This is a genomic window from Pelomonas sp. Root1444 (assembly GCF_001426885.1).
Taxonomy (GTDB): domain Bacteria; phylum Pseudomonadota; class Gammaproteobacteria; order Burkholderiales; family Burkholderiaceae_C; genus Pelomonas.
In genome coordinates, this window is sequence record NZ_LMFP01000001.1 from 139,506 (window position 1) to 164,429 (window position 24,924).

24 protein-coding genes are annotated in these 24,924 nt (G+C 70.4%); 21 read left to right on the forward strand and 3 right to left on the reverse strand.

From position 1 onward, the window contains the following. The first annotated feature begins 1 nt into the window (after position 1). From ASD35_RS00470 to ASD35_RS00485, 4 genes are read left to right on the forward strand one after another with little or no spacing between them, the layout of a single operon-like run. Positions 2–880 (forward strand): carbohydrate ABC transporter permease, encoded by an 879-nt coding sequence (locus ASD35_RS00470; RefSeq protein WP_056872942.1) that lies wholly within the window; start codon positions 2–4, stop codon positions 878–880. Further along, positions 877–1,737 carry a carbohydrate ABC transporter permease gene (locus ASD35_RS00475; RefSeq protein WP_056872943.1) on the forward strand — a complete coding sequence of 287 codons (861 nt, stop codon included), beginning with the start codon at positions 877–879 and terminating at the stop codon, positions 1,735–1,737. The genes ASD35_RS00470 and ASD35_RS00475 overlap by 4 nt, the downstream gene beginning before the upstream one ends. Further along, on the forward strand, positions 1,734–2,789 hold the full coding sequence (locus ASD35_RS00480; RefSeq protein WP_056872944.1) for an ABC transporter ATP-binding protein: 1,056 nt from the start codon (positions 1,734–1,736) through the stop codon (positions 2,787–2,789). The genes ASD35_RS00475 and ASD35_RS00480 overlap by 4 nt, the downstream gene beginning before the upstream one ends. A gap of 10 nt (positions 2,790–2,799) precedes the next feature. Continuing rightward, positions 2,800–4,182 carry a glycoside hydrolase family 30 beta sandwich domain-containing protein gene (locus tag ASD35_RS00485; RefSeq protein WP_056872945.1) on the forward strand — a complete coding sequence of 461 codons (1,383 nt, stop codon included), beginning with the start codon at positions 2,800–2,802 and terminating at the stop codon, positions 4,180–4,182. Between the two features lie 7 nt (positions 4,183–4,189). Here ASD35_RS00485 and asd read toward each other — a convergent pair whose 3' ends face one another. Further along, complete coding sequence (asd, locus tag ASD35_RS00490) at positions 4,190–5,026, reverse strand: archaetidylserine decarboxylase (protein WP_056872946.1); 837 nt, start codon at positions 5,024–5,026, stop codon at positions 4,190–4,192. Positions 5,027–5,059: 33 nt separating this feature from the next. Here asd and ASD35_RS00495 point away from each other — a divergent pair, with 33 nt between their 5' ends. The 7 genes from ASD35_RS00495 (at position 5,060) to ASD35_RS00525 (ending at position 12,424) form a co-directional block, all read left to right on the forward strand. Then, a complete protein-coding gene (locus ASD35_RS00495) occupies positions 5,060–5,860 on the forward strand; it encodes a rhodanese domain-containing protein (protein WP_162254402.1) in 801 nt (266 codons plus the stop codon). 50 nt (positions 5,861–5,910) lie between these two features. Continuing rightward, positions 5,911–7,212, forward strand: a complete 1,302-nt coding sequence (locus ASD35_RS00500) for a UDP-N-acetylglucosamine 1-carboxyvinyltransferase (RefSeq protein WP_056872947.1) — start codon at positions 5,911–5,913, stop codon at positions 7,210–7,212. A gap of 113 nt (positions 7,213–7,325) precedes the next feature. Beyond that, positions 7,326–8,198, forward strand: a complete 873-nt coding sequence (locus ASD35_RS00505) for a hypothetical protein (protein ID WP_056872948.1) — start codon at positions 7,326–7,328, stop codon at positions 8,196–8,198. Between the two features lie 223 nt (positions 8,199–8,421). Then, positions 8,422–9,342, forward strand: a complete 921-nt coding sequence (locus tag ASD35_RS00510; protein WP_056872949.1) for a pseudouridine synthase — start codon at positions 8,422–8,424, stop codon at positions 9,340–9,342. After that, positions 9,339–10,439 (forward strand): diguanylate cyclase, encoded by a 1,101-nt coding sequence (locus ASD35_RS00515; protein WP_056872950.1) that lies wholly within the window; start codon positions 9,339–9,341, stop codon positions 10,437–10,439. Before ASD35_RS00510 ends, ASD35_RS00515 begins: the two co-directional genes overlap by 4 nt. Positions 10,440–10,485: 46 nt before the next feature. Continuing rightward, complete coding sequence (locus ASD35_RS00520; protein ID WP_056872951.1) at positions 10,486–11,367, forward strand: amino acid ABC transporter substrate-binding protein; 882 nt, start codon at positions 10,486–10,488, stop codon at positions 11,365–11,367. A 97-nt stretch (positions 11,368–11,464) separates the two neighbouring features. Beyond that, positions 11,465–12,424, forward strand: a complete 960-nt coding sequence (locus ASD35_RS00525; protein ID WP_056872952.1) for a GGDEF domain-containing protein — start codon at positions 11,465–11,467, stop codon at positions 12,422–12,424. 86 nt (positions 12,425–12,510) lie between these two features. On the opposite strand, the gene ASD35_RS00530 is transcribed toward ASD35_RS00525, so the two are convergent. Together ASD35_RS00530 and ASD35_RS00535 are read right to left on the reverse strand one after the other, a co-directional pair. Next, on the reverse strand, positions 12,511–13,329 hold the full coding sequence (locus ASD35_RS00530) for an HDOD domain-containing protein (RefSeq protein WP_056872953.1): 819 nt from the start codon (positions 13,327–13,329) through the stop codon (positions 12,511–12,513). A 40-nt stretch (positions 13,330–13,369) separates the two neighbouring features. Next, complete coding sequence (locus ASD35_RS00535; protein ID WP_056872954.1) at positions 13,370–14,131, reverse strand: TSUP family transporter; 762 nt, start codon at positions 14,129–14,131, stop codon at positions 13,370–13,372. Between the two features lie 457 nt (positions 14,132–14,588). Here ASD35_RS00535 and ASD35_RS00540 point away from each other — a divergent pair, with 457 nt between their 5' ends. The 10 genes from ASD35_RS00540 to ASD35_RS00585 all read left to right on the forward strand — a co-directional run bounded on the left by ASD35_RS00540 (position 14,589) and on the right by ASD35_RS00585 (position 24,919). Further along, positions 14,589–15,977, forward strand: coding sequence for a TIGR03790 family protein (locus ASD35_RS00540; RefSeq protein WP_157275285.1), 1,389 nt, complete (start codon positions 14,589–14,591; stop codon positions 15,975–15,977). Between the two features lie 104 nt (positions 15,978–16,081). After that, positions 16,082–16,504: a type II secretion system major pseudopilin GspG gene (gspG, locus tag ASD35_RS00545; protein ID WP_056872956.1), complete on the forward strand. Its 423-nt coding sequence runs from the start codon at positions 16,082–16,084 to the stop codon at positions 16,502–16,504. A gap of 47 nt (positions 16,505–16,551) precedes the next feature. After that, positions 16,552–17,781 (forward strand): type II secretion system F family protein, encoded by a 1,230-nt coding sequence (locus tag ASD35_RS00550; protein WP_082579791.1) that lies wholly within the window; start codon positions 16,552–16,554, stop codon positions 17,779–17,781. A 421-nt stretch (positions 17,782–18,202) separates the two neighbouring features. Next, positions 18,203–19,714 (forward strand): GspE/PulE family protein, encoded by a 1,512-nt coding sequence (locus tag ASD35_RS00555; RefSeq protein ID WP_056872958.1) that lies wholly within the window; start codon positions 18,203–18,205, stop codon positions 19,712–19,714. Further along, positions 19,695–20,831: a hypothetical protein gene (locus ASD35_RS00560; RefSeq protein WP_157275286.1), complete on the forward strand. Its 1,137-nt coding sequence runs from the start codon at positions 19,695–19,697 to the stop codon at positions 20,829–20,831. The genes ASD35_RS00555 and ASD35_RS00560 overlap by 20 nt, the downstream gene beginning before the upstream one ends. Continuing rightward, positions 20,828–21,346, forward strand: a complete 519-nt coding sequence (locus ASD35_RS00565; RefSeq protein ID WP_056872960.1) for a GspMb/PilO family protein — start codon at positions 20,828–20,830, stop codon at positions 21,344–21,346. Before ASD35_RS00560 ends, ASD35_RS00565 begins: the two co-directional genes overlap by 4 nt. Continuing rightward, the gene (locus ASD35_RS00570; RefSeq protein ID WP_056872961.1) at positions 21,343–21,861 is read left to right on the forward strand and encodes a hypothetical protein; all 519 of its coding nucleotides are present in this window, start codon (positions 21,343–21,345) and stop codon (positions 21,859–21,861) included. Before ASD35_RS00565 ends, ASD35_RS00570 begins: the two co-directional genes overlap by 4 nt. Next, entirely contained in the window at positions 21,858–24,059 is a 2,202-nt protein-coding gene (locus ASD35_RS00575) for a secretin N-terminal domain-containing protein (protein WP_056872962.1), read from the forward strand. The genes ASD35_RS00570 and ASD35_RS00575 overlap by 4 nt, the downstream gene beginning before the upstream one ends. Before the next feature lie 9 nt (positions 24,060–24,068). Further along, positions 24,069–24,539: a type II secretion system protein gene (locus ASD35_RS00580; protein WP_056872963.1), complete on the forward strand. Its 471-nt coding sequence runs from the start codon at positions 24,069–24,071 to the stop codon at positions 24,537–24,539. Beyond that, entirely contained in the window at positions 24,539–24,919 is a 381-nt protein-coding gene (locus ASD35_RS00585) for a type II secretion system protein (RefSeq protein ID WP_056872964.1), read from the forward strand. Before ASD35_RS00580 ends, ASD35_RS00585 begins: the two co-directional genes overlap by 1 nt. Positions 24,920–24,924: the final 5 nt, after the last annotated feature.

A 24,924-nucleotide genomic window follows, 5' to 3' on the forward strand; every position in this document is an offset into this window, starting at 1 on the left:
CATGCGCCGCCGTTCTCTCGCGGCCTGGGGCGCGCTGCTGCCGCTGGCCGTCATCGTCCTCGTCGGCTATGTCGGCACGGTGCTGTGGACGCTGCGCACCTCGGTGTCCAGCTCGCGCACCTTCCCCAAGGACGACTTCGTCGGCCTGCAGCAGTTCGAGCGCCTGCTCGACAACGACCGCTGGCAGCACGCCATCCACAACCTGGCCGTCTACGGCGTGCTCTACATCGTCGCGGCGATGCTGATCGGCTTCCTGCTGGCGGTCTTCATCGACCAGAAGGTGCGCGGCGAGGGCGCGTTGCGCACGGCCTTCCTGTACCCGTATGCGATGTCCTTCGTCGCCACCGGCCTGGTCTGGCAGTGGGTGCTCAACCCCGACAGCGGCCTGCAGAACGCGATGCAGCAGCTCGGCTGGAAGGACTTCACCTTCGACTGGATCGTCGACCAGGACATGGTCATCTACACGGTCGTCATCGCCGGCACCTGGCAAGGGGCGGGGCTGGTGATGGCGCTGATGCTGGCCGCGCTGCGCGGCATCGACGAGGAGATCTGGAAGGCCGCGCGGTTGGACGGCATCCCGACCTGGCGCGTGTACCTGTCGGTCGTGCTGCCGATGATGGCGCCGACGCTCGCGACCGTCTTCACGCTGCTGGCCACCGGCGTCGTCAAGGTGTTCGACACCGTCGTCGCCATGACGCAGGGCGGCCCCGGCACCGCCAGCGACGTGCCGGCCAAGTTCATCATGGACCACCTGTTCGGCCGCGCCAACCTGGCGCTGGCCTCGGCCGGCGCCGTGGTGCTGCTGATCACCGTGCTCGCGCTCATCGCGCCGCTGGCCTACGCCCGCAGCCGCCAGAAGGCCAAGGGAGGCCACGCATGAAGCGCAAAGCCACCAAGACGTGGGCGCGCGTCGGCATCTACGCCTTCCTGCTGTTCGCGGCCGTGTTCTTCCTGCTGCCGCTGTACGTCATGCTGACGACCTCGTTCAAGAGCATGGAGGAGATCCGCCTCGGCCAGATCTTTGCGCTGCCCTCCTCGGCGTCGCTGGACGCCTGGCGCGCCGCCTGGAGCGAGGCCTGCACGGGCGTCAGCTGCGAAGGCATACGCGGCGGCTTCTGGAACTCGGTGGCCATCACGGTGCCCTCGGTCATCCTGCCCATCCTGCTGGGCGCCATCAACGGCTACGCGCTGTCGTGGTGGAAGCCCCGCGGCGGCGAATGGCTGTTCGGCATCCTGATGTTGGGCGCCTTCATTCCCATCCAGGTGATGATCTATCCGCTCGTCAAGCTGGAGGCGGCGGTGGGCATCTACAGCAGCCTGCCCGGCATCGTGGTCGTGCACCTGGTGTTCGCGATGCCCATCATGACGCTGCTGTTCCGCAACTACTACGCGGGCCTGCCGGCCGAGCTGTTCAAAGCGGCGCGGGTGGACGGCGGCGGCTTCTGGCGCATCTTCGTGCAGCTGGTGCTGCCGATGTCCACGCCCATGCTGATCGTCGCGGCCATCATGCAGATCACCGGCGTGTGGAACGACTACATCCTCGGCCTGACCTTCGCCGGCCGCGAGAACCAGCCGATGACGGTGCAGCTCAACAACGTCATCAACACGACGACCGGCGAGCGGCTCTACAACCTCAACATGGCCGCGACCATCCTGACGTCGGCCGTGCCTCTTCTCGTCTACCTGATTTCGGGTCGTTGGTTCGTTCGCGGCATTGCCGCTGGGGCAGTGAAATGAGCGGTGTGAACATCCAGGGCTTGAGCATCCGCTTCGGCCACAACGAGGTCATCAAGAACCTCGACCTGCAGGTGCACGAGGGCGAGTTCCTCGTGCTGCTGGGCCCGTCCGGCTGCGGCAAGTCGACGTTGCTGCACAGCATTGCCGGCCTCATCGACGTCAGCGGCGGCAGCATCCACATCGGCGGCCAGGACATGACCGACGCCGAGCCGTCCGAGCGCGGCATCGGCATGGTGTTCCAGAGCTATGCCCTCTACCCGACCATGACGGTGGAGCGCAACATGTCCTTCGGCCCGCGCGTGGCCGGCGTGCCCAAGGCGGAGATCGCCCGCCGCGTGAACCGCGCGGCCGAGATGCTGCAACTGACGCCGCTGCTGAACCGCAAGCCCGCGCAGCTGTCAGGCGGCCAGCGTCAGCGCGTGGCCATCGGCCGGGCGCTGGTGCGGGAGGCCGGCGTGTTCCTGTTCGACGAGCCCCTGTCCAACCTCGATGCCAAGCTGCGCGCCGAACTGCGCCGCGAGCTCAAGCTGCTGCACCAGACGCTGGGCAACACCATGGTCTACGTGACGCACGACCAGGTCGAGGCGATGACGCTGGCCTCGCGCATCGTCGTCATGAAGGGCGGCGTCATCCAGCAGATCGGCACGCCCAGCGACGTCTACGAACAGCCGGCCAACCTGTTCGTCGCCGGCTTCCTGGGCTCGCCGGCCATCAACCTCGTGCCCGCCAAGGTGGGCGCGGATGGCGTGTCGCTGGAAGGCGTGCTGCCGCTGCGGCTCGCCGCCGGCCGCGTGAAGCCGGGCCAGCATGTCGTGCTGGGCGTGCGCCCCGAGCATGTGCGCCTGCAGGCCGACGGCCGCTGGCGCGCCACCGTCCAGCTCGTCGAGCCCATGGGCAACCATCAGGTCATCTGGATGACGCTGGGCGAGCAGGGCTTCTCCGTGCTGGTGCACGACGGCCGCCGCATCGCGGCCGGCGATGTGCTGGCCTTCGACATCGACGAGTCCCTGCTGAGCGTCTTCGACGCCGCCAGCGAACAGCGCCTGAGCTGACCCCACCGCCATGAAAACACTCATCCTCGCGCTGACGGCCGCGCTCGCCGGCATTGCTAACGCCGATCCTGTACGGGCTTTCCTGACGACTGCCGATCAGCGGAACCTGCTCAGCGCGAGCGCGGTCGGCACGCCGGCCAAGGCCGACGCAGTCATCCGCATCGACCCCCGTCGCCAGCACCAGCGCATGGCCGGCTTCGGCGCCGCCATCACCGAGGGCTCGGCCTGGCTGATTCGCAACGGGTTGAAGGACAAGGAACGCGATGCGCTGATGCGCGAGCTGTTCACGCGCGAGAACGGTGGCATCGGCTTCGAGCTGACCCGGTTGACCATCGGCGCCTCCGACTTCTCGCGCCGCCACTACAGCCTGGACGACATGCCGCCGGGGCAGACCGACCCCGAGTTGAAGCACTTCTCGCTGGCGCCCGAACGCCAAGACGTCATCCCCGCGACGAAGCAGGCGCTGGCACTCAATCCCAAGCTGCAGGTGATGGCTTCGCCCTGGAGCGCGCCGGGCTGGATGAAGACCACCGACAGCCTCGTCCAGGGCCAGCTGCGCCCGGAGTTCTACGGCGCATTCGCAAACTACATGGTTCGCTACGTCGAGGCCATGGGCGCCGAAGGCATTCCCATCTTTGCGCTGACGCTGCAGAACGAGCCGCATTTCGAACCCGGCGACTACCCCGGCATGCGCATGACGCCGCGCACGCGGGCCGACGTGGTGGGCCGGCACCTGGGCCCGCTGTTGAAGGCCAAGGGCATGAAGACGCAGATCCTGGAGTGGGACCACAACTGGGACGAGCCCTGGAGCCCGCTGTCCATGCTGTCCGATGCGACCGCGCGCAAGTACGTGTCGGGCGTGGCCTGGCATTGCTACGCGGGCGACGTGTCCGCGCAGTCGCAGGTGGCGCAGCACTTCCCCGAGCTGGATGTCTGGTTCACCGAATGCTCCGGCGGCGAATGGAAGCCGCAATGGGCCGAGACCCTGCCGTGGCTGATGCGCAACCTCATCATCGGCAGCACCCGCCACGGCGCGCGTGGCGTGCTGATGTGGAACCTGGCGCTGGACCCGCAGCACGGCCCGCACCTGGGCGGCTGCAAGGACTGCCGTGGCGTCGTCACCATCGACCCCAAGACCGGCCAGATCACGCGCAACATCGAGTACTACGCCTTCGGCCACGCCAGCCGCTTCGTCCACCAGGGCGCTCGCCGGGTCGATTCCCGCGGCGATGTGAAGGGCCTGGACCATGTGGCCTTCACCAACCCGGATGGCAGCACCGCCCTCATCGTCAGCAACTCGGCTGGCGAGGCACGCCGCTTCACCGTGCAGGCGCCCGGCCAGCGCTTCAGCTACGAGCTGCCGGCCAGCGGCGTCGTCACGCTGGTGTGGTGAACAAGCCCTAACGCGCCATCCACTCGCCCATGCGGATCGCGCCGCCGGGCTGCCAGGCCGGGTTGAACTGCAGGCCGCTCTTCTCGAACAGCATGACGACGGTGGAGCCCAGCAGGAAGCGGCCCATCTCGTCGCCCTGGGCCAGGCGGACGTCCTGGTCCTGGTAGTTCCATTCGCGCACCGGGCCGCGGCGATTGATGACGCCGTGCCAGACCGTGGCCATGCTGCCGACGATGGTCGCGCCGACGAGCACCAGCACCCAGGTGCCCAGCGTGTCGTTCTCGAACACGCACACCACCCGCTCGTTGCGCGCGAACAGCCCTGGCACCCCGCGCGCCGTCGTCGGGTTCACCGAGAACAGCTCGCCAGGCACATGCACCATGCGCAGCAGCCGGCCGGCGGCGGGCATGTGGATGCGGTGGTAGTCCTTGGGGCTGAGGTAGAGGTTGGCGAACAGGCCGTCCTGGAACCTGGCGGCCAGCTGCGCATCGCCGCCCACCAGCGCCGTCGTCGTGAACTGCTGACCTTTGGCCTGGAAGATCTGGTGGCCCTGGATGCGACCAAACTGGCTGATCGCGCCGTCCACCGGGCAGATCAACGGCGCCTCGGCCAGCGGCCTGGCGTCGGGCTTCAAAGCGCGCGTGAAGAAATCGTTGAAGGTCGCATACGCCGTGATGTTGGGCTCGACGGCCTCGGCCATGTTGACGCCATAGCGCGCGACGAAGCGGCGGATCGTCGCGGTCGTCATCGCCCCACGCGGCTTGCTCGCAATGCGCCCGGCCAGGCGGGTCATGGCCCGCTTGGGCATCAGGTATTGGGGCAGGACTTTGAAGCGATCTGGCATGGGGCGAAGTTTACGAGTCGACAATTCGTCGTCATGCCGCTCGTCCACAGCTCCTTCTACCGTTTTACCCCGATGCCGGACCCCACGGGCTTCGCCGAGTGGCTGCGTGAGCGCGGCGCCGCGCTGGCGCTGGGCGGGGTCGTGCTGGTGGCCGAGGAGGGCCTGAGCGCGGCCATAGCCGGTGAAGCCGACGCCGTGGCGGCGTTCGAAGCCGAGCTGCAGACCCGTCCCGGCCTGGCCGGCCTGCACTTCAAGCACAACGCCTGCGAGCGCCGGCCCTTCAGCCGCTTCAAGGTCTCGGTCAAGCGCGAGATCGTCGCCTTCGGCGTGCCGGGCGTATCGGGCGGGAACGGCGACGCCACCGACACCCACGTGAGCCCGCAGCGCTGGCGCGAGCTGCTGGCCGACCCCGGCACCGTCGTGCTCGACAACCGCAACACGTTCGAATTCAAGCTTGGCCGCTTCCGCGGCGCCATCGACCCCGGCGTGACGCATTTCCGCGACTTCCCGGCCTACGTCGAGGCGCACCGCGCCGAATGGCAGGGCAGGACGGTCGCGATGTACTGCACCGGTGGCATCCGCTGCGAGAAGACGGCGGCGTGGATGCAGGCGCAAGGGCTGCAGGTCGCGCAACTCGACGGCGGCATCCTGAACTATCTCGAAACGTTTCCGGACGCCGCGCAGGACTGGCAAGGCGAGTGCTACGTCTTCGACAAGCGCATCGCCATCGACGCCGCCGGCCGCGAGACGGGCACGACGGCCGAGGACGTCTTCACCGACCCGGCCGATGCCTGGCGACTGGCGCGGGCGCGCCGGCTGGACCCTGAAACATGATGTCTTTGAGGAGGCCTGACAATCGCCGCCTCGCTTCGAGCCCTGCATTTATGTCCCACCTGATCGTCCACGGCGGCACGCCCCTCTCGGGCCGCATCACCCCCTCGGCCAACAAGAACGCCGTCCTGCCCATCCTGTGCGCGACGCTGCTGACCCGGCAGCCGGTGCGCCTGCGCGGCGTGCCCGAGATCACCGACGTGAAGAAGATCGTCGAGGTCTTCCGCAAGCTCGGCTCGCAGGTCGAACTGGACTTCAAGACCGGCATCCTCGATGTCCATCACAAGGACACGCACTTCGACCCGGCCACCGACCGCCTGCCCGAGGAGATGCGCTCGTCCATCATGCTGGTGCCCGGCCTGATGGCCCGCTTCGGCGCCGCGCGCATCGAGGACGACGTCAAGGGCTGCACGCTGGGCGCGCGCGAGATCGACCCGCACGTGGAGGTGTTCGAGCGCTTCGGCGCCCAGGTCGAGCGCCTGCCCGACGGCCTGGTGCTGCGCGTGAACCGCCCGCTGCATGCCAACGCGCACTGGACGGACTACGCCTCCGTCACGACGACCGAGAACTTCGTGCTGTGCGCGGCGCTGGCCGATGGCGTCTCCACGCTGACCAACGCCGCCAGCGAGCCGCATGTGCAGGAGTTCTGCAACTTCATGTCGCTGCTGGGCGCCCGGATCGAAGGCCACGGCACGTCCAAGCTGAAGATCACCGGCGTCAAGGAGCTGGGCGGCGCCGACTACACCTTCACCGAGGACTTCCACGAGATCGTCACCTTCCTGGCCCTGGGCGCCATCACCGGCGGCAATGTGCAGGTCAAGAACGGCGCACCGGAGATGTTCCCGCTGCTGGACCGCACGTTTGCGAAGTTCGGCGTGCAGATCGTCCACGAGGACGGCTGGAGCCGCTGCGTGACGAACGGCCCGCTGAAGGTGAAGGAACCCTTCACGCGCAACATCCTGCAGAAGGTCGAGGCCGCGCCCTGGCCCTATGTGCCGGTGGACCTGCTGCCCATCTTCGTGGCGCTGGGCGTCAAGGCCGAGGGCAGCGTGATGTTCTGGAACAAGGTCTATGACGGCGCGATGGGCTGGACCAGCGAGCTGGCCAAGTTCGGCGCGCATGCGTTCCTCAGCGACCCGCACCGCATGATCACCTTCGGCGGCAAGCCGCTGAGCCCGGCCGAGGTGGAGAGCCCCTACATCATCCGCGTCGCCATCGCACTGCTGATGGTGGCCGCCAGCGTTTCCGGCAAGAGCGTGATCCGCAATGCCACGCCCATCCGCCGTGCGCATCCGAACTTCGTCGAGCACATCTGCGAGCTGGGCGCCCGCATCGAGTGGGTCGAAGGCGACTGAACGTGGTGCCCCTCGTCCAGTCTCGCCCGCAAGCACATCGCCATGACGGGCCGGCTTGGGAGCGGCCCGGCGCTCGGCCCGAAAACCGGCAACGCTGAATGCGGCGCGCATTGATGCTGGCACTGCTGACCACAGTGGCCGCACACGCCGACACCATCCGCTGGGTAGCGCAGGACGTGCCGCCTCATTTCAGCTTCCACCAGGGTCATGCGCCGCGCAGCATTGCCGAGCTGGGCCGTGGCGAGGTGGACGGCTTCATGCGTGTGCTGCTGGCGCGCATGCCCGGGTTCCGGCATGAGTTCGTCGAGGCCAGCACGGCGCGCTACGAGGCGCTGAGCCGCAGCGGCGAGACGCTGTGCTCGACGCTGCATGTGCGCACGCCGGCGCGGGCCGGCTGGCTCTACTTCTCGCACCTGTACCCGCCGCTGGTTTCGCGCGAGATCCACGTCATCGTGAGGCGCGAGGCGCTGGCCGCGCTGTCGCAGGGCCGGCCGCAGGACGGCCGCCTCGTGCTGGCCGAGCTGCTCCAGCGACCCGACCTGCGGCTGCTGCTGGCGCGTGACCGTGCCTTCGGCCCGCAGATCGACGCACTGCTGGCCAATCAGGTGGTGCCGCGCCTGGCCGTGGGCGCGCAGCTCAGCAGCCAGCTGCTGGACATGCTGCGTGCCGGCCGCATGGACTACACGCTGGAGTACCCGGCCGTCGTGAAGGAGCACCTGGCCCGCATCGGCGACGCTGACGCGCTGGTCGCGCTGCCGGTGGCCGAGGGCCAGAGCACGCCGCTGGCCACCGTGTCCTGCAGCCGCACGCCCACGGGCCGCCGCCACATCGAGGCCATCGACGCCGCAGTGCGCGCACTGGCCCGCGGGCCGGACCGCGACGCTTGGGTGCGCGAATGGCGCGGCAGCCGCGCCGGCCCGCAGGACATGAAGCGCTTGAACGCCTACATGGACGAGCGCGCCCGCGGCGGGCCGCGCATCGAGTAGTGCCTCAACGCCGACGGTAGATCGCTTGCCATGACGCACGCCTTGGAGCGTTTCGAGATCCAGAACTGGACTGCAACGGGCATGGCTTCGACCGCCAACGCTACGCGCTGCAGGCCGCTGGCGGCGTTGCTTCTCCTTGCGGGCGGGAGCCCGCAGCGTCGGCGCGCCTTGCCAGCGACCCGCCTCGCACGCCTCTCGGGCGCGTTCCACCGTCGGAGTTGAGGTGGCCCGACCTGCCAAGCCGACCCTGCCGCTGCGCGACGGCGTGGCCGCGAGTGCGGTGTTCTGTGCCGCCGGGCCATGGGCGACGCTTGCGGCCTTCCTGGCCGAGCGCCTGCCGCGCGTGCTCGACTGGCCCGAGCGCATCGCCGGCGGCGATGTCGTCGACGACGCCGGCCGCCCCGTCGCCAATGCGCCGTACCGCGCCGGCCAGCGCGTCTACTACTGGCGCTACCTGGCCACCGAGCCCGACGTGCCGTTCCGGGAGCGCATCGTCTTCCAGGACGAGCACCTGCTCGTCGCCGACAAGCCGCACTTCCTGCCGGTGACGCCCAGCGGCATCTATGCCCGGCAGACACTGATGGCCCGCCTGCGCCACAGCACCGGCCTGGCCGACCTCATTCCCGTGCACCGGCTGGACCGCGAGACGGCCGGCCTGGTCGTCTTCAGCGTGCGCCCGGGCGAGCGCGATGCCTACCACCGGCTGTTCCGTGACCGCGCCGTCGAGAAGGTCTACGACGCCATCGCGCCCGCCGGCGACGGCCCGTGGCCGCGTGTGGTGCGGCACCGCCTTGCCGAACCGGATACCGAGCAGTTCCTGCAGATGCAGGTGGTCGGCGGCGAGCCCAATGCCGAGACGCACATCGACCTCGTCGAACGGCTCGACGGCGGCCTGGCGCGCTACGAGCTGCGCCCGCACACGGGCGCGCGCCATCAGTTGCGCGCCCAGATGAACGCGCTGGGCCTGCCCATCGTCGGCGACCGCGTCTACCCGGTGCTGCAGCCGCACGAGAACCCGCCGAGCTTCGACGCGCCGCTGCAACTCGTCGCACGCGAGATCGCGTTCACGGACCCGGTCACCGGCCAGGCGCGCCGCTTTTCACGCCGGCTTTCGGGCGACAGCGCCACAATCGCGCCGCCATGAGCAGCCCGCCGACCGACCCTCAAGCCCAAGTCCAGGAGCTGCGCCGCCAGCTGCAGTCGCTGCTAGAGGCCGCGACGGCCAACGAGCGCAAGCTGGACCGCTTCGATGCGCTGGAGCGGCGGCTGATGGCGGTCGGTTCGATGGAGGAGCTGGTGCACCTGCTGCTGATCGACTGCTGCGCCGACTTCGGCCTGGACGCCGCCGAGCTGTGGCTGCTGGACCCCGAGGAAGAGCTGCGCCGTGCGCTGCCGGCGCTGCCCATGGTCAAGGCGCCACGGCTGCTGGATCACCACGGCCCGCTGAAGGACTTGTTCGGCGCTGCCCGCAGCACCCGTCTCGTCGGCCCGGCGGACGCGCCCTTGCTGGCCAAGGCCTTCGGCGAGGGCACGCCGGTGCGCTCCGCCGCACTGCTGCCGCTGATCCGCCAGGGGCTGCTGATCGGCAGCCTGCATTTCGGCGCGCACGACCCGGAGCGCTACGACGCCGCGTCGGGCACCAAGTTCCTGGACCGCCTGGCGGCCATCGCGGCCATCGCCATCGAGAGCATGCTCAACCGCGAGCGCCTGCGCCGCGCCGGCATGACCGACGGCCTGACCGGCGTGCACAACCGCCGCTACTTCGACCACCGCAGCCTCATCGAATTCAGCCAGGCCGTGCGCCATCGCTACCCGCTGGCCTGCCTGTTCCTGGACATCGACCACTTCAAGGCCATCAACGACGGCCACGGCCACCCGACCGGGGACGAGGTGCTGCGCCAGGTGGGCGGCCTCATCCAGCGCTCGCTGCGTACCGGCGACCTGGCCGCCCGCTACGGTGGCGAGGAGTTCGTCGTGCTGCTGCCCCGCACCGACCTGGCCGGTGCCTGCGAGGTGGCGGAGCGCATCCGGCTGATGGTGCAGGACGCCCCTTTCGTGACGCCCGAGGGCGGCACCGTCAACGCGACTTTGTCGGCCGGCCTGGCGATGCTGCCGGCCGGCGCGACCAGTTTCGCCGAGCTGCTGAACGCGGCCGACCGGGCGCTCTACGACGCCAAGCGCGCCGGGCGCAACCGTACGGTTGCTGACAGCTTGGGCGCCGCACAGGCCGCCGATTCGTGACTTTTTGCCGGAGCTTTGGTAAGACCGCAAAGAACAATCCGCGGCCATGAAAGCAGCGCTGTCGGTCATCCTCGCCCTGGGCATCGTCAACACCACGGCCGAGGCCGGCCCGGCGTTGGACCGCATCCAGTCCAGCGGCCACATCGTGCTCGGCCACCGCGAGTCCTCCGTGCCGTTCAGCTATGTGCTGCCCGACGGCAAGCCGGTCGGCTATGCGCTGGACCTCTGCCTGAAGATCGCCGAAGGCGTGCGCAAGAAGCTGAAGATGAACTCGCTGGCGCCGCAGTTCGTGCCCGTCACGCCGGCCAACCGCATCCAGATGGTGATGGACGGCAAGATCGACCTGGAATGCGGCTCGACGACCAACAACGCCGACCGTCGCGAGAAGGTCGCGTTCACGGTGCCGCACTACATCACCGGCGCGCGCTATCTCGTGCGCACCGACAGCGGCATCACCGAGCTGGCGCAGTTCGAGGGCAAGACCCTGGTGTCCACCAAGGGCACGACGCCGCTGAAGTCCATCACGCAGGCCAACAACGAGCGCGCGCTGCACATCCATGTCGTCGAGGCCCCCGACCATGCCAAGGCCATGGAGATGCTCGCCGCCGGCCAGGCCGATGGCTTCGTCATGGACGACGTGCTGCTGTACGGCATCGTTGCCTCACGGCCTGACGTGGCCAAGTTCCGCGTGGTCGGTAAGTTCCTCACCATCGAGCCGCTGTCCATCGTGCTGCCCAAGAACGATCCGGAACTGAAAGCGCTCGTCGACGAGGAAATGAAGCGTCTCATCACCAGCCACGAGGCCGTTGCGATCTATGAGCGCTGGTTCCTGAAGCCCATTCCGCCGAAGAACACGGCGCTGAACCTGCCGATGAGCTACCTGCTCAAGGACTTCTGGAAGTACCCGTCGGATCAGGTGCCGTACTGAGCACGCCGCGCCGCGGCCCCCTGACAAACCCCGACGCATTCGCCCCGCACGGTTGGACCAAGACCGTGACAATTTGTGGCGTCCCCCCGCGCCACCGATGCACACCGATTCAGCCGCCGAACCCCTGGACCGCGCCATGCCGCGCCGGCTGGGGTCATTGCGGCTGCGGCTGACGCTCGCGGTGCCGCTGCTGACGGCTGCCATCGTGGCCGCCTTCGAGTGGAGCGGGGGTGGCCACGCGGTCTGGCTGGTGCTGCTGCTCAGCGCCGCCCAGTTGTTGCTCATCGAACTGTGGCTGCTGCGCCCGCTGCGCCAGCTCGCCGCCGGCTGCGAGGCGATGGAGTCGGCCCCCGTGCCGCTGACCCCCGGGGAGGCCGCGCCGGTTGCCGGGCTGGCTCTCGAACTGGACCGCATCGGCCACGCGATGCGCCGGGCGCGCGGCTCGCTGTGGCAGCAGGACCAGGACGCCCGCGAACTGCGCCGCGAGCTGGCCCAGCAGCGCACGCTGCTCGAACAGGCCCATGCGGCGCTCGAAGTCAACCAGCGCGAGCTGGCGAGCCTCGCCCGCATCGACGCACTGACCGGCCTCACCAACCCGCGTGCCTTCGACGAGACGCTGCGCCGCGAGTTCAAGCGGGCCCAGCGCCAGCGCGGGCTGCTGGCCGTTGCGGTGCTGGACCTGGACAATTTCAAGCAGTTCAACCTAGCGCACGGCACGGCGGCCGGTGATGCGGCGCTGCAGCGTGTGGCGGCCCTGCTGAACGAGCGCTTCAAGCGCGACACCGACGTCGTTGCCCGCCTGGGCGGCGAGGAGTTCGTTGCGCTGCTGCCGGGCTTCGGCATGGCCGAGGCGCAGGGCGTGCTGGAGTCGCTGCGCGACGAGCTGCGCGAGCTGCGCCTGCCCGACGGTGTCGGCAGCCTGACCCTCAGCGTGGGCCTCGCGGCCGCCAGCCCGGCCCACCCCTACCTCAGCGCCCAAGCCCTGCTGCAGGCGGCCGACGAGGCGCTCTACATCGCCAAGCACGCCGGACGAGACCGCCTCAGCCTGGCTGCTTGAGAGGAGGCTCGCCCGGTCTCGCCGCGCTGAACGCGGGCGGGCTTGGAGCGGCCTTGGCGCCGCCCCACAGTTTCATCCGGTGCGAGTCAGCGACCGTGCTCTTGGGCGGCCAGCAGTTGCTCGTTGACGCGCCGCGCCGCGCGCAGCACCAGCGTCTCGTCCAACTGCGCCTGCGGGGCGATCTGGCTGGCCACTTCGTCCAGCTGTTCGGGCGCGGTCAGCAAGGCCCAGGCGACGGCCGAAATGGCGGCGACGCTGCGCCGGGCCAGGTTCTCGGGCATGGTCAGCGTGGCTTGCACCTCGACGTGGTGGCGCACGCTGGCCACGGCCGCCGGCGCCAGGCCCCAGCTCTCGCACAGCGCCGCGCCCAGCGCATCGTGGCTGACGCCGAAGGCCGTCCGCTCCAGCTCCACCAGTTCGGAGTCCAGCGTCGTGGCGCGCAACATGGCCGGGTAGTGCGTCGGCGCATGGCGGTACAGCACCGCCTTGCCGCATTCCTCGAACAGGCCGGCCGAATGCGCGGCCCAGGGGTCCACGCCCAGCATCTGGCCCATGCGGCCCATCAGCAGGCCGCGCTGCGAGGCGCGCGACCACACGGACTCCAGCTCGGCCGCGGCCGGGAAGGCGGCGCGCAGGCCCATCTCGAAGGTGATGGCGGCGACCTCGCGCATGCCCAGGTAGGTCAGCGCCTGGTGCACCGTCTGCACGCGGCCGCGCAGGCCGTAGAGCGAGGAGTTGACCGCCTTCATGACGGCTGCCGCGAGTGCCATGTCGGTCTCGACCAGCCCCGACATGGCCTGCAGGTCGATGTCCTCGGCCGCCATCAGCAGCGAGAGCTTGACCAGGACCTCGGGCTGGGTCGGGATCTCGATGTCCAGGTTGCGCAGTTGAGGATCGACGGGCATGGTGAAAAGGGGAATGGCACTGGGGGTGCCCGATCGTAGATCAGCGGAAGAAGCCGTCCCAGGCTGTTTTGAGGATGAGCGCGCCGACGACGATGACGAAGACGCCCCGCACGAAACCGGCGCCATGCTTGAGCGCCAGCCGGGTGCCGAGCAGGCTGCCGGCGACGTTGGTGACGGCCATCACCGCCGCGACATGCCACCAGATGTGGCCCTTGCTGACGAACAGGGCGATCGCGAACACGTTGGTCAGCAGGTTCATCAGCTTGGCGGTGGCCGACGCATGCAGGAAGTCATAACCCAGCAGCCGCACGAACAGGAAGACGAAGAAGCTGCCCGTGCCGGGCCCGAAGAAGCCGTCGTAGAAGCCCACGGCCAGCGCGATGCCACCGGCCACCAGCGCTTCGGCGCGGCCGGTGTAGCGCGGCGTGTGTTCGCGACCCAGGTCTTTCTTGGCCAGCGTGTAGATGAGCACCCCCAGCAGCACCAGCGGCAGCGCCTTGCGCAGGCCGTCGGCGCTGACGAGCGTCAGCGCCCAGGCGCCGGCGAAGCTGCCGATGCCGGCCAGCGCCGCGGCCGGCATCAGGCGCTTCCAGGGCAGGTCGACGCGCTTGACGTACTGCAGCGTCGCCCAGCCGGTGCCCCAGACGGAGGCGCCCTTGTTCGTGCCCAGCAGCGTGGCCGGCGCGGCATTCGGGAAGGTGCTGAACAGCGCCGGCACCAGCACCAGCCCGCCGCCCCCCGCCACCGCATCGATGAAGCCCGCGAGCAGCGAGGCGAGGGCAACGGTGACGAGTTCAAGCATGTCCAGATTCCAGTACAACGCGGCCGTCGTGCCTTCACGGGCCGAGCGCCGGGCCGCCCCAAGCCGGCCCGTCTGGCGATGTGCTTGCGGCTCAATGCCGCAAGCATCGCCGTCCCCTCCGGGGGACCGGCTGGGCTTGCCCGCGTCCAGCGGCGCAAGACCGGACGAGGGGCTTCAAATCCACAAAATAAAACGGCCACCAAGGGGTGCCTTGGTGGCCGGTGTGATTGTCTTCGGGGTTACGAAGCAACCGTATGCGCTTGTCGCTTGTCTTGTCTCCTCACAACCCGCCCGGCGGCCCTGGCTATGAACCGGGAACCGCGTCGAGTGACGAAAATGTATTGCCCCGCTCCGGTGCAAGGCACTGGGGTAAGTCCGGGTTTGTGGGACACGAAAGGGCGTGGCCGCACTGAAACTGTGCAGAAAACCGTCCCGTCGAGCGCGTCAGAATCCCCTCATGCGCCGTCTCGTTGCCCTCTTGCTGCCCCTGTTCCTGTTGCTTTTGAACGGTTGCGGCGGCGGTGGCGGCGGGGGTGGGGACACCGGCTCCGGTGGGGGTGGTTCAGGCGGTGGCGGCATAGGGCAGACGCTCACGCTGACGCTGCCGGCCAGCGGCCTGGCGCCGGCCGACCTGGCCGTCATCGTGGCGGAGGGCGATGCCCTCAGCGAGGCGGTTGGCGCGGCCTATGTCGCGGCCCGTGGCGTGCCGGCCGCCAACCTGATCCGGGTCAAGGTCAATACGGCCAGCCCGGGCCTGCCGGCCGCCGACTTTGCGTTGCTTAAATCAGACATCGACGCGAAATTGCCGGCTGGCGTCCAGGCCACGCTGCTGACCTGGGCCGCTCCCAGCCGCGTCGTCGGTGCCTGCAGCATGGGCATCACCAGCGCCATGGCGCTGGGTTTCGACACCCGCTACTGCAACCCCACGCCGGCCAGCAACACCTGTACCAACACGGCCGCCTCGCCGCTGTACGACAGCGAATCGCGCCGGCCGCAGGCCGAGTTGCAGGTCCGCCCGTCCATGCTGCTGGGTGCCACGACGCTGGCGGCCGCCCAGGCGCTGATCAGCCGCGGCGTTTCAGCCGACGCCACCCGGCCGGCCGGCGACGGCTGGCTGGTGCGCACGACCGACGCCGACCGCAGCCCGCGCTGGACGGACTTCTCGCCACTGCCGGCCGCCTGGGGCATCGCGCTGAAGCTCAACTACGTGGACAACAGCGCCGGCCTGCCGGCAGACAACGCCCTGTCCGGCAAGGCCGGCGTGCTGTTCTACCTGACCGGCCTGAGCAGCGTCGCCAACCTGTCCACCCTCCAGTTCCGTCCCGGCGCGCTGGCCGACACGCTCACCTCGACGGGCGGCTTCCTGCCCACCGGCGCCGGCCAGATGCCCGTCACCGCCTGGCTGGACGCAGGCGCCACCGCCAGCTACGGCACGGTCGAGGAGCCCTGCAACTTCACTGAAAAGTTCTCGCGCGCCTCGGTGCTCATCGATCAGTACTGGCGCGGCGCGACGGCCATCGAGGCCTACTGGAAGGCCGTGCAGTGGCCGGGCCAGGGCCTGTTCGTCGGCGAGCCGCTGGCCCAGCCCTTCCGCGACACGCCCGGCTTCGCCATCGTGGCGGGCGAATACCAGATCAAGACGCGCAGCCTGCGCCCCGGCAGCCGTTATGCGCTGCAATACCGCATCGGCTCGACATGGACGACGCTGGCCGACTTCACCGGCGTGCGCGGCCAGGCGCTGGACGGCCGCGCGCCGCTGCCGCCGGCCGCTGCCGTGCAGATCCGCTGGCAGGGCCCCTGCCCGGACAACGCGGCCAATGCCTGTACGCTGGCCCAGTCGTCCTGACGGGCGAGTCACACCAGCACCTGAGAATGCGGGGCGGTCAAATCCCGATTGCCGGGTCGCCCGGCGCAGTCAAAAGTCGCCCTCCTGCTGTACCTCGCCCGACCATGACCCGATCCTGTCCTGCCCGCGCCCGCGGTTTCACGCTGCTCGAACTGCTTGTCGTCATGGTCATCATCGGCCTGCTGGCCGGTTACGTCGGCCCGAAGTTCTTCGGCCAGATCGGCAAGAGCGAGGTCAAGGCCACCAAGGCCCAGATCGACGCGCTGCAGAAGTCGCTGGACCAGTACCGCCTGGACGTGGGCCGCTACCCCAGCACCGAGCAAGGCCTGGCCGTGCTCGTCACCAAGCCGGCCGACGAGCCGAAGTGGCAGGGCCCTTATCTGAGCAAGGCCGTGCCCAAGGACCCCTGGGGCAACGACTACCAGTACCGCAGCCCCGGCGAGCATGGCGAATACGACCTGCTGAGCCTCGGCAAGGACGGCCGCCCCGGCGGCGAGGGTGAGGACGCCGACCTCACCAGCTGGTAAGCGATGAAGCCCCCACGCTCGCTTCGCGCCCTGCCCCCCGCGGGGGCTTGTCAGTCCCTTCGGACGGCCGGGCGGGACTGACGACGGTGCCGCAGTTCCAGACCCGCGTGCTGCGCGCCGGTGCCGTCAGCACCGAGCGCGTGGAAGCGCCCGACCGGGCCGCCGTCGCCGCGGCGCTGGGCGTGCCGCCGCAGCACGTGCTGGAGGTGCGCGAGGTCGCATCCGCCGCGGCCAAACCCTGGCGTCGCAACTCGCGCTTCCCGCTGCAGCTGTTCAGCCAGGAGCTGGCCGTGCTGCTGGACGCCGGCATCGCGCTGCTGGAGGCGCTCAACACGCTGCGCGAGAAGGAAGGCCAGCCCGGCGTGCGCAGCGCGCTGGACGGCGTCATCACGCAGATCGAGCAGGGCCAGCCGCTGTCCACGGCGCTGCGCCAGCAGCCCCAGGCGTTCGACGAGCTGATCGTCGCCATCGTCGCGGCCAACGAGCGCACGGGGCAGCTGTCGACGGCGCTGGCCCAGCATGCGCGCTACCTGGCCTGGGTCGACGCGCTGCGCTCGCGGCTGGTCGCGGCGCTGGTCTATCCGCTGATGCTGCTGGGCGTGGGCGGCGCGGTCATCCTGTTCCTGCTGCTGTACGTGCTGCCGCGCTTCGCCGGCATCCTGGAGGCGACCAGCGCCGACCTGCCCTGGGCCTCGCGCGTGCTGATCGAGTTCGGCCAGACGGCCGGCGCGCATCCGGGGCTGGTCGTCGGCGGCCTCGCGGCCGTCGCTTTCGCGGTCTTCGCGTTGCTGCGCCAACCGGCGGTTCGCCAGCGCGCGCAGGCCGCGCTGTGGACGCTGCCCGGCCTGGGCCCGCGGCTGCGCGTGCTGGCGCTGGCGCGGCTGTACCGCTCGCTGGCCATGCTGCTGGCCTCGGGCGTGCCGGCGCTGGCAGCGTTGAAGATCGTCGTCGACGTGGTGGCCGGGCCCTGGCGAGCCGCGGTGCAGGCGGCGGCGGCGCAGGTCGAGCGCGGCGAGCGGCTGTCGGCCGCCTTCGATGCGCAAGACCTCGCCACGCCGGTCGCGCGCCGCATGCTGCGCGTGGGCGAGCGCAGCGGCGAGGTCGCGGCCATGCTGGAGCGGGCGGCCGCCTTCCACGACGAGGAGGCGGCGCGGCTGACCGACCTGCTGACCCGCCTGGTGAACCCGGCGCTGATGCTGATCATGGGCGTGCTGATCGGCGGGATCATCGTGTTGATGTACCTGCCGATCTTTCAGTTGGTGGAGCAGGTGCAGTGATGCGGCTCGTTGCGCTGTCATACAGGCTAGGCCCGTGCCCGGAGTTCGCCCGGGCGGGCGACCTACTTCTTTGGGCGCCCAAAGAAGTAGGCAAGAAAACCGCCCCGACAAAGCCGCCCACCCGCTGCGCGGGCGGGTCCCCTGCGATGCTCGAAGACCAAGGCCGCGCCGAACTCACTTCGCTACGCTCCGTTCAAACAAGCGTCGCGAGTCAGTTCTTGAGGCGTGCTGCGCACGCGCCTTGGTCTTCTGCGCTTCTCGGCGGCTTTGAAGGGGGAGTTCCCAGAACAGCCGTACAGCCAACAGCCAAACCCGAAAGCCGTTCGCAACGAGGTATTCCTCTTGGGGCGAAAACCGAAGGTTTCGCCGCAGGCAACCCCCGGTTGGGCTTTGCCAACAAGCCAAAGCATCGGCAAAGCCCATGACCACCTCCCTCCACGACTGGCTGCCGCCTGACCAAGGCCCCTGGCACCTCGACTTCGAGCAATGGCCCCAGGCACAGGCCCAACGCTGGCGCGCCGTCCTCGCCACTAACCCTGCCAACAAGCGCATCCTGCTCGCCGAGCGCGACGAAGACGCGATGCTGCTGCAGAGCGTCGAGTCGCGCTTGAATGCGCCCGTCGGCTGGCAGCGCGCCTCCAGCGAGGCGGTGACGCACTTCCTCGGCGCCGGCGAGGCCGACTTCCGCGCGCTGTCGGACGTCGAGGACGCGCTCGCCGCCGTCGAGGACCACACCGAGGAACTGTCGGCGCTGGCGCTCAGCGAACAGGCCAGCCCCGTCGTCAGACTGCTCAACGCCACCATCTACGACGCGCTGCAGGACACCGCGTCCGACATCCACATCGAATGCACGGCCCGCGGCGCGGTGATCCGCTTCCGCGTGGACGGCGTCATGGCGCTGGTGCGCCAGGTCGAGAGCCCGCAGGTGGCCGAGCAGCTGGTGTCGCGCCTGAAGGTCATGGCCGAGCTGGACATCGGTGAGCGCCGGCTGCCGCAGGATGGCCGCTTCAAGCTGCGCGTGCAGGGCCGCGAGATCGACTTCCGCCTCTCGATCATGCCCAGCGTGTTCGGCGAGGACGCCGTCATCCGCATCCTGGACCGCGCGGCCATCGCGCGCGCCGGCTCGCTGACGCTGGATTCGCTCGGCTTCGGCGACGAGGAGCGCGCCGCCATCCGCCACCAGGCCCGCCAGCCGCACGGCATGCTGCTGGTCACCGGCCCGACAGGCTCCGGCAAGACGACCACGCTGTACGCGACGCTGGCCGAGATCCACACCGGCGCCGACAAGATCATCACGATCGAGGATCCGGTCGAGTACCAGCTGGCCGGCGTCGTGCAGATCCCCGTCAACGAGAAGAAGGGCCTGACCTTCTCGCGCGGCCTGCGCTCCATACTGCGCCACGACCCCGACCGCGTCATGGTCGGCGAGATCCGCGATGCCGAGACCGCGCAGATCGCCGTGCAGGCCGCGCTGACCGGCCACCTGGTGTTCAGCACGGTCCATGCGAACAACGCGTTCGACGTCATCGGCCGCTTCATGCACATGGGGCTGGACCTCTATAACGTCGTGTCTGCACTGAACGCGGTGCTGGCGCAACGGCTGGTGCGGTTGACCTGCCAGCACTGTGCGCGCCCGTTCAGCCCCGATGCTGCGACGCTGGCCAGGCATGGCGTCATCAACGGCAACTTCCTGAAGGGCGAGGGCTGCGGCCACTGCCGCGGCACCGGCTACAAGGGCCGGCGCGCGGTGGCCGAGCTGCTCAGGCTGGACGACGGCCTGCGCGACCTGATCGCCGGCCGGGCGCCGATGTCCGAGATCAAGGCCGCCGCGAAGGCGCGCGGCATGAAGTCGTTGCGCGAGATGGCGCTGGCCGCCGTCTGCCGCGGCGACACCACTTTCGAGGAGCTGGAACGTGTCACCCTCGATGAGTGAGCGGCTGCGCCGGCAGATCGCCGCACGGCTGGCCAAGCCGCGGCGGCTCTTCGTCACGCCCGGCGGGGACGAGTTCGCCGCCTGGTGCCGCGAGCAGCCGGGCACGGCGGTGGAGCTGGTCGTCTCGGCCCGCGCCCTGCACGAGCTGGTCGCCGAGCCGGGCCTGCCGCTGGCCGACCTGGACGCGGTGCAGGCCTATGCGCAGCAGCAGTTCGCCCATTACTTCGGCTCGGCCGCGCAGCGCTTTGCCCTCGCGCCCTGGCGGCTCGATGACGTGGCCGGCGCCTCGGCGCTGCATGGGCTGGACCTGACCGCGCTGCGCAGCCAGGCCGACGCCGCGCAGGTGCGGCTGGCCAGCGTGCGGCCGGCCTGGGCCGCGTGGCTGGCCGCGCTGCCGGCGGCGACGCGCTCAGCCACCGGCCGCGCCGTCTGGCGGGAGGACGACATCGCGGTCGTCATCCAGCTGGACCGTGGCCGCGTGACCGGCCTGCAGTCGCGCCGCGTGCAAAGCCTGGCGGACCTTGGCGGCGACGAGCTACTGGCCGTCGGCACGCCAGCGAGCGACCTCGCGCCGCTGCCCGGCCCGGCCACGCCGCAGCCCGACTTCCTGCCGCGCTCCGGCCGCTCGCCGCTGGCCTGGCCGCTGGCCGCGACCGGCGCCCTGGTGCTGGCCACGGCTGCGTGGAGCGCCGTCGAGAGCCACCGCGCGCTGGACGTGGCCCAGGCCGCACGCGACCGCGTGGCCGTGCTGCGCAGCGCCGCCAAACCGCCGCCGCGCCGCGCCGCAGCCGCCGCGCCCGCCGAGAACCGCAGCGCCAATGAAGCCCGCGCGCTGCTGGCGATGCCGTGGGAGCCGCTGCTGAGCCGCGTCGAGACGGCGGGCGCCGACGCCAAGGCCATCGCCTGGCTGGGCCTGGATGCCAGCGCCGGCCGCGGCGAGCTGCGGCTGGAAGGCCTGACGCCCGACAAACTGCTGGCCCTGCAGCTGGCCGAGCAGCTGGGCACCACGCCGGGCTGGCGCCAGGTCGTGCTGTCGCGCTTCTCGGCGGCGGAGACCGGCCTCGTCGGCCAGCGCTTCGAGATCAATGCCCGCGTGCCGGGCGGGGGCGGGTCATGACGGCACCGCTCCAACGTCTCGTCAGGGCACTGGGCTGGCCGGGCCTGGCCGGGCTGGCGGCGCTGCTGCTCGCCGCGGCCGCCATCATGCTTGCCCAGCGCTGGGACGCCCAGGCCGCCGCGCTGCAGGCCGAGGCCCACACGCTGCGCGCCAAGGCGCGGCCGGCCGCCGCGGCCACCGCCGTGCCGGTCAGCGTGCAGCAGTGGCAGGCCGCGCTGCCCGCGGCGGCGGCGCGCCAGCAGCGCCTGGCCGACCTGCTGGAGCTCAGCATCCGCATGGACCTCAACAGCGCCCGCACCGAGCACCGGCTGGCCACCAGCGAGGGCCTGGAGCGCCTGCGCGTGACCATGCCGCTGACCGGCAGCTACGCCCAGGTCCGCCGCTTCATCGGCGCCGCGCTGGCGCACGACCCGGCGCTGAGCCTGGACGCGCTCAAGCTGCGCCGCGTCAGCCCGGTCAGCACGGACGTCGATGCCGAGCTGCAGTGGTCGCTGCACGGGAGGGCCGCGCCATGAAGCCGCGCCAGCTGGCCCTCGGCGGCGCCCTTGCCGCGACGCTGGCCGCCACCGCCTGGGTCGCCACGCAGCCGGGCGATGAAGCCGCCGTCGTCGCGCCGGTGCGCCGCACGGCCACTGTGGCCGCGGCGGCTTCGGCGGCACTCACCGCATCGGCGCCGGTCGTGGGCACGCGCGAGGCCTGGGCGGAAGTGCCGCCCGAACAGCTCGCCGCCTGGCAGCCGCCACCGCCGCCACCCCCGCCACCGGCTGCAGCGCCCGCGCCCCCCGCTCCGCCCCCGCCGCCCATGGCGCCGCCGCTGCCCTACCAGATGATCGGCCGCGTCGTCGAAGGGGAGGGCGCGGCGGCGGTCGAGGTTGGCCTGCTGGCCGGCCCCAACCGCGCGTTGAGCGTCAAGCGCGGCGACGTCATCGACGGCCAGTGGCGCGTCGAGCAGGTGTCGACCCAGGGCATCAGCCTGACCTGGCTGCCCGCCAAGCTTCCCCAGAACATCGCCTTCAGGCCCATTCCATGAAGCAGCTCCTCGTACTCCTCAGCGTCGTGCTGCTCGCGGCCTGCGCCAACCCAGCGCTGCGCCAGGCCGAAGACCTCGGCCGCACCAACCAGTGGCCGGCGGCGCTGCGCGTGCTGGACGACGCGCTGGCCAAGGAGCCCGGTGACCCGCAGCTGCGCGCCGCCCAGGTGCGCGCCCGCGAGCAGGCGACGGCGCGGCTCATCCTGCAGATCGAGGCGCTGCGCGGCGCGGGCCGCTGGGACGAGGCCCAGGCGGTGCTGAGCCAGCTGGCGCTGGCCGACGCCCGGCACCCGCGGCTGGCGGCGCTGACGGTCGACATCGAGCGCGGCCGCCGCCACGAGGCCCAGCTGGCCGCCGGCCGCACGGCGCTGAAGGAGGGCCGCATCGAGCGCGCCGACGCCATCGCCCGCGAGATCCTGGCGGAGGCGCCCCAGCACCCCGGCGCGCGGCTGCTGGCCAGCCAGGTCGGGCAGGCCAGGCCGCTGGAGATGGCGGTCGGCGAGCTGGGCCCCAGCTTCCAGAAGCCGGTGACGCTGGAGTTCCGCGACGCGCCGCTGCGCCAGGTGTTCGAGGCGCTGTCGCGCTCCAGCGCCATCAACTTCGTCTTCGACAAGGACGTGCGCGCCGACGCCCGCGTGACGGTCTTCCTGCGCGGCGTGACGCTGGACGAGGCACTGCGCGTGGTGCTCAGCACGCAGCAGCTGGACCGCAAGCTGCTCAACGAAAGCTCGGTGCTGGTCTTCCCGAACACGCCCGCCAAGCAGCGCGAGCACCAGGAGCTGATCACGCGCACGCTGTACCTGACCAACGCCGACGTGAAGCAGGTGCAGGCCATGGTGCGCACCATCGCCAAGGTGCGCGACATCCACATCGACGAGCGGCTGAACCTGCTCATCGTGCGCGACACGCCCGAGGTGCTGCGCCTGGTCGAGAAGCTGATCGCCTCCGTGGACCTGCCCGAGCCCGAGGTCATGCTGGAGGTGGAGGTCATGGAGCTGGCGACCGACCAGGTCGACGCGCTGGGGCTGCAGTGGCCCGAGACCATCAACTACGGCCTGCCCGCGCTGGACAGCCTGGGCCAGGTGGTGGGGCAGGTGTCGGGCCAGGTGTTCCTGAACGAGCGCCGGGGCTTTCGCGGCAGCATCGCCAACCCCGCGCTCGTCGCCACGCTGCGCGGCACGGCCGGCAACTCCAACATCCTGGCCAACCCCAAGATCCGCGTGCGCAACCGCGACAAGGCCAAGGTGCACATCGGCCAGAAGCTGCCGGTGTTCACGACGACGACCAATTTCACCGGCTCCACGTCGGTGGCGGCGTCGGTCAGCTACCTGGACATCGGCCTGAAGCTGGACGTCGAGCCCACCGTGCAGCTGGACAACGACGTGGTCATCAAGATCGGCATGGAGGTCAGCAACCTGATCCGCCAGGTCACCGGCCCCGGCGGCACGACGGCCTACGAGATCGGCACGCGCAACACCGCCACCGTGCTGCGCCTGGCCGACGGCGAGACGCAGGTGCTGGCCGGCCTCATCAACGACGAGGACCGCAAGACCGCCGCGGGCATCCCGGGCCTGTCGCGCATCCCGCTGCTGGGCCGGCTGTTCGGCACCCAGACCGACACGCGCAACAAGACCGAGGTGGTGCTGCTGATCACGCCGCGCGTGGTGCGCAACCTGGCCGTGCCGGATGCGTCGCTGACGCGCCTGGCCAGCGGCGTGGACGCGAGTCCGGGTGCCTACTCCACGCTGCTGCGGCGCGAGGCTCGCGTGGGGGTGGGGCCGAGCGGCGGCGGGGCAGCGCCAGCGCCGGCGGCCACGCCTGCCACTGCTGCGGCCGCCATGGTGCCAAGCGGCGAAGCCACGCTCAAGCTCGACGTCACGCCGCAGATCCCGGCCGGCGGCACGGTCTCCGTCGCGCTGAAGAACGAGAGTGGCCTTCACATCAAGGGCGAGCTGGAGTACGACGCCAGCAGGTTGACGGAGGTCAATGTCGTCACGGTTGGCGCCGGGCCGGGCCGCCAGAAGGTGTTGCTGCCGCCACGGGGTGAGCAAGTCATCGTGCTGCGCGCGCTGCCGTCGGCTGCCGGGCAGGTTCTGAACATCGGCGTGAGCGGCCTGTCGGCCACGGGCACCAATGGCGAGTCCGCGCCGGTGCGCGTCGACGGCAGCGGGCTGCTGACCGTTGAGGCGGTGAAGTAAGGCCTAGCCATGCGCGTCGCCCGGGGCTTCACGCTGATCGAGATGCTGGTCGTCCTGGCCATGCTGGGCGTGCTCGCGTCCGCCGCGCGGCCGTTGCTCGAACTCTCGGTGCAGCGCAGCCGCGAGCACGAGCTGCGCCAGGGCTTGCGCACGCTGCGCGAGGCGCTGGACGCCTACAAGCGCGCGGCGGAGGCCGGCAGCATCATGCAAAGCCCCGAGGACAGCGGCTACCCGGCGCGGCTGCAGCTGCTGGTGGATGGCGTGACCGATGCCAAGTCGCCCAACGGCCGCAGGATCTACTTCCTGCGCCGCCTGCCGCGCGACCCCTTCGCGCCGGCCGACCTGCCCGCGGCCGAGACCTGGGGCCTGCGCGCCTACGACAGCCCGCCCGACGAGCCGCGCGCCGGCAAGGACGTGTTCGACGTGTTCTCGCGCAGCGAGCGCACGGCGCTGGACGGCTCCAAGCTGAAGGACTGGTGATGAAGCAGGCGCGCGGCTTCACGCTGATCGAGCTCATCGTCGTCATGGCGATCGTCGCCTTGCTGGCCTCCATCGCCGCGCCGCGCTATTTCAACTCGCTGCAGAAGAGCAAGGAGACGGCGCTGTTGGCGTCGCTGGCGACGATGCGCGACGCCATCGACCAGTACGCCGCCGACAAGGGTCGCTATCCGGAGTCGTTGCAGGAACTGGCCGAGGCGCGCTACATCCGCGAAGTGCCGGAGGACCCGCTGACGACCAGCCGCGAGAGCTGGGTCGAGCTGCCGCCGCCGGCCGACATGCAGGCCACGGGCCGCCTCTGGGACGTGCGCAGCGGCGCCGCCGGCCGCAGCGCCGACGGGCGGCTGTACGCGGACTGGTGATCGCA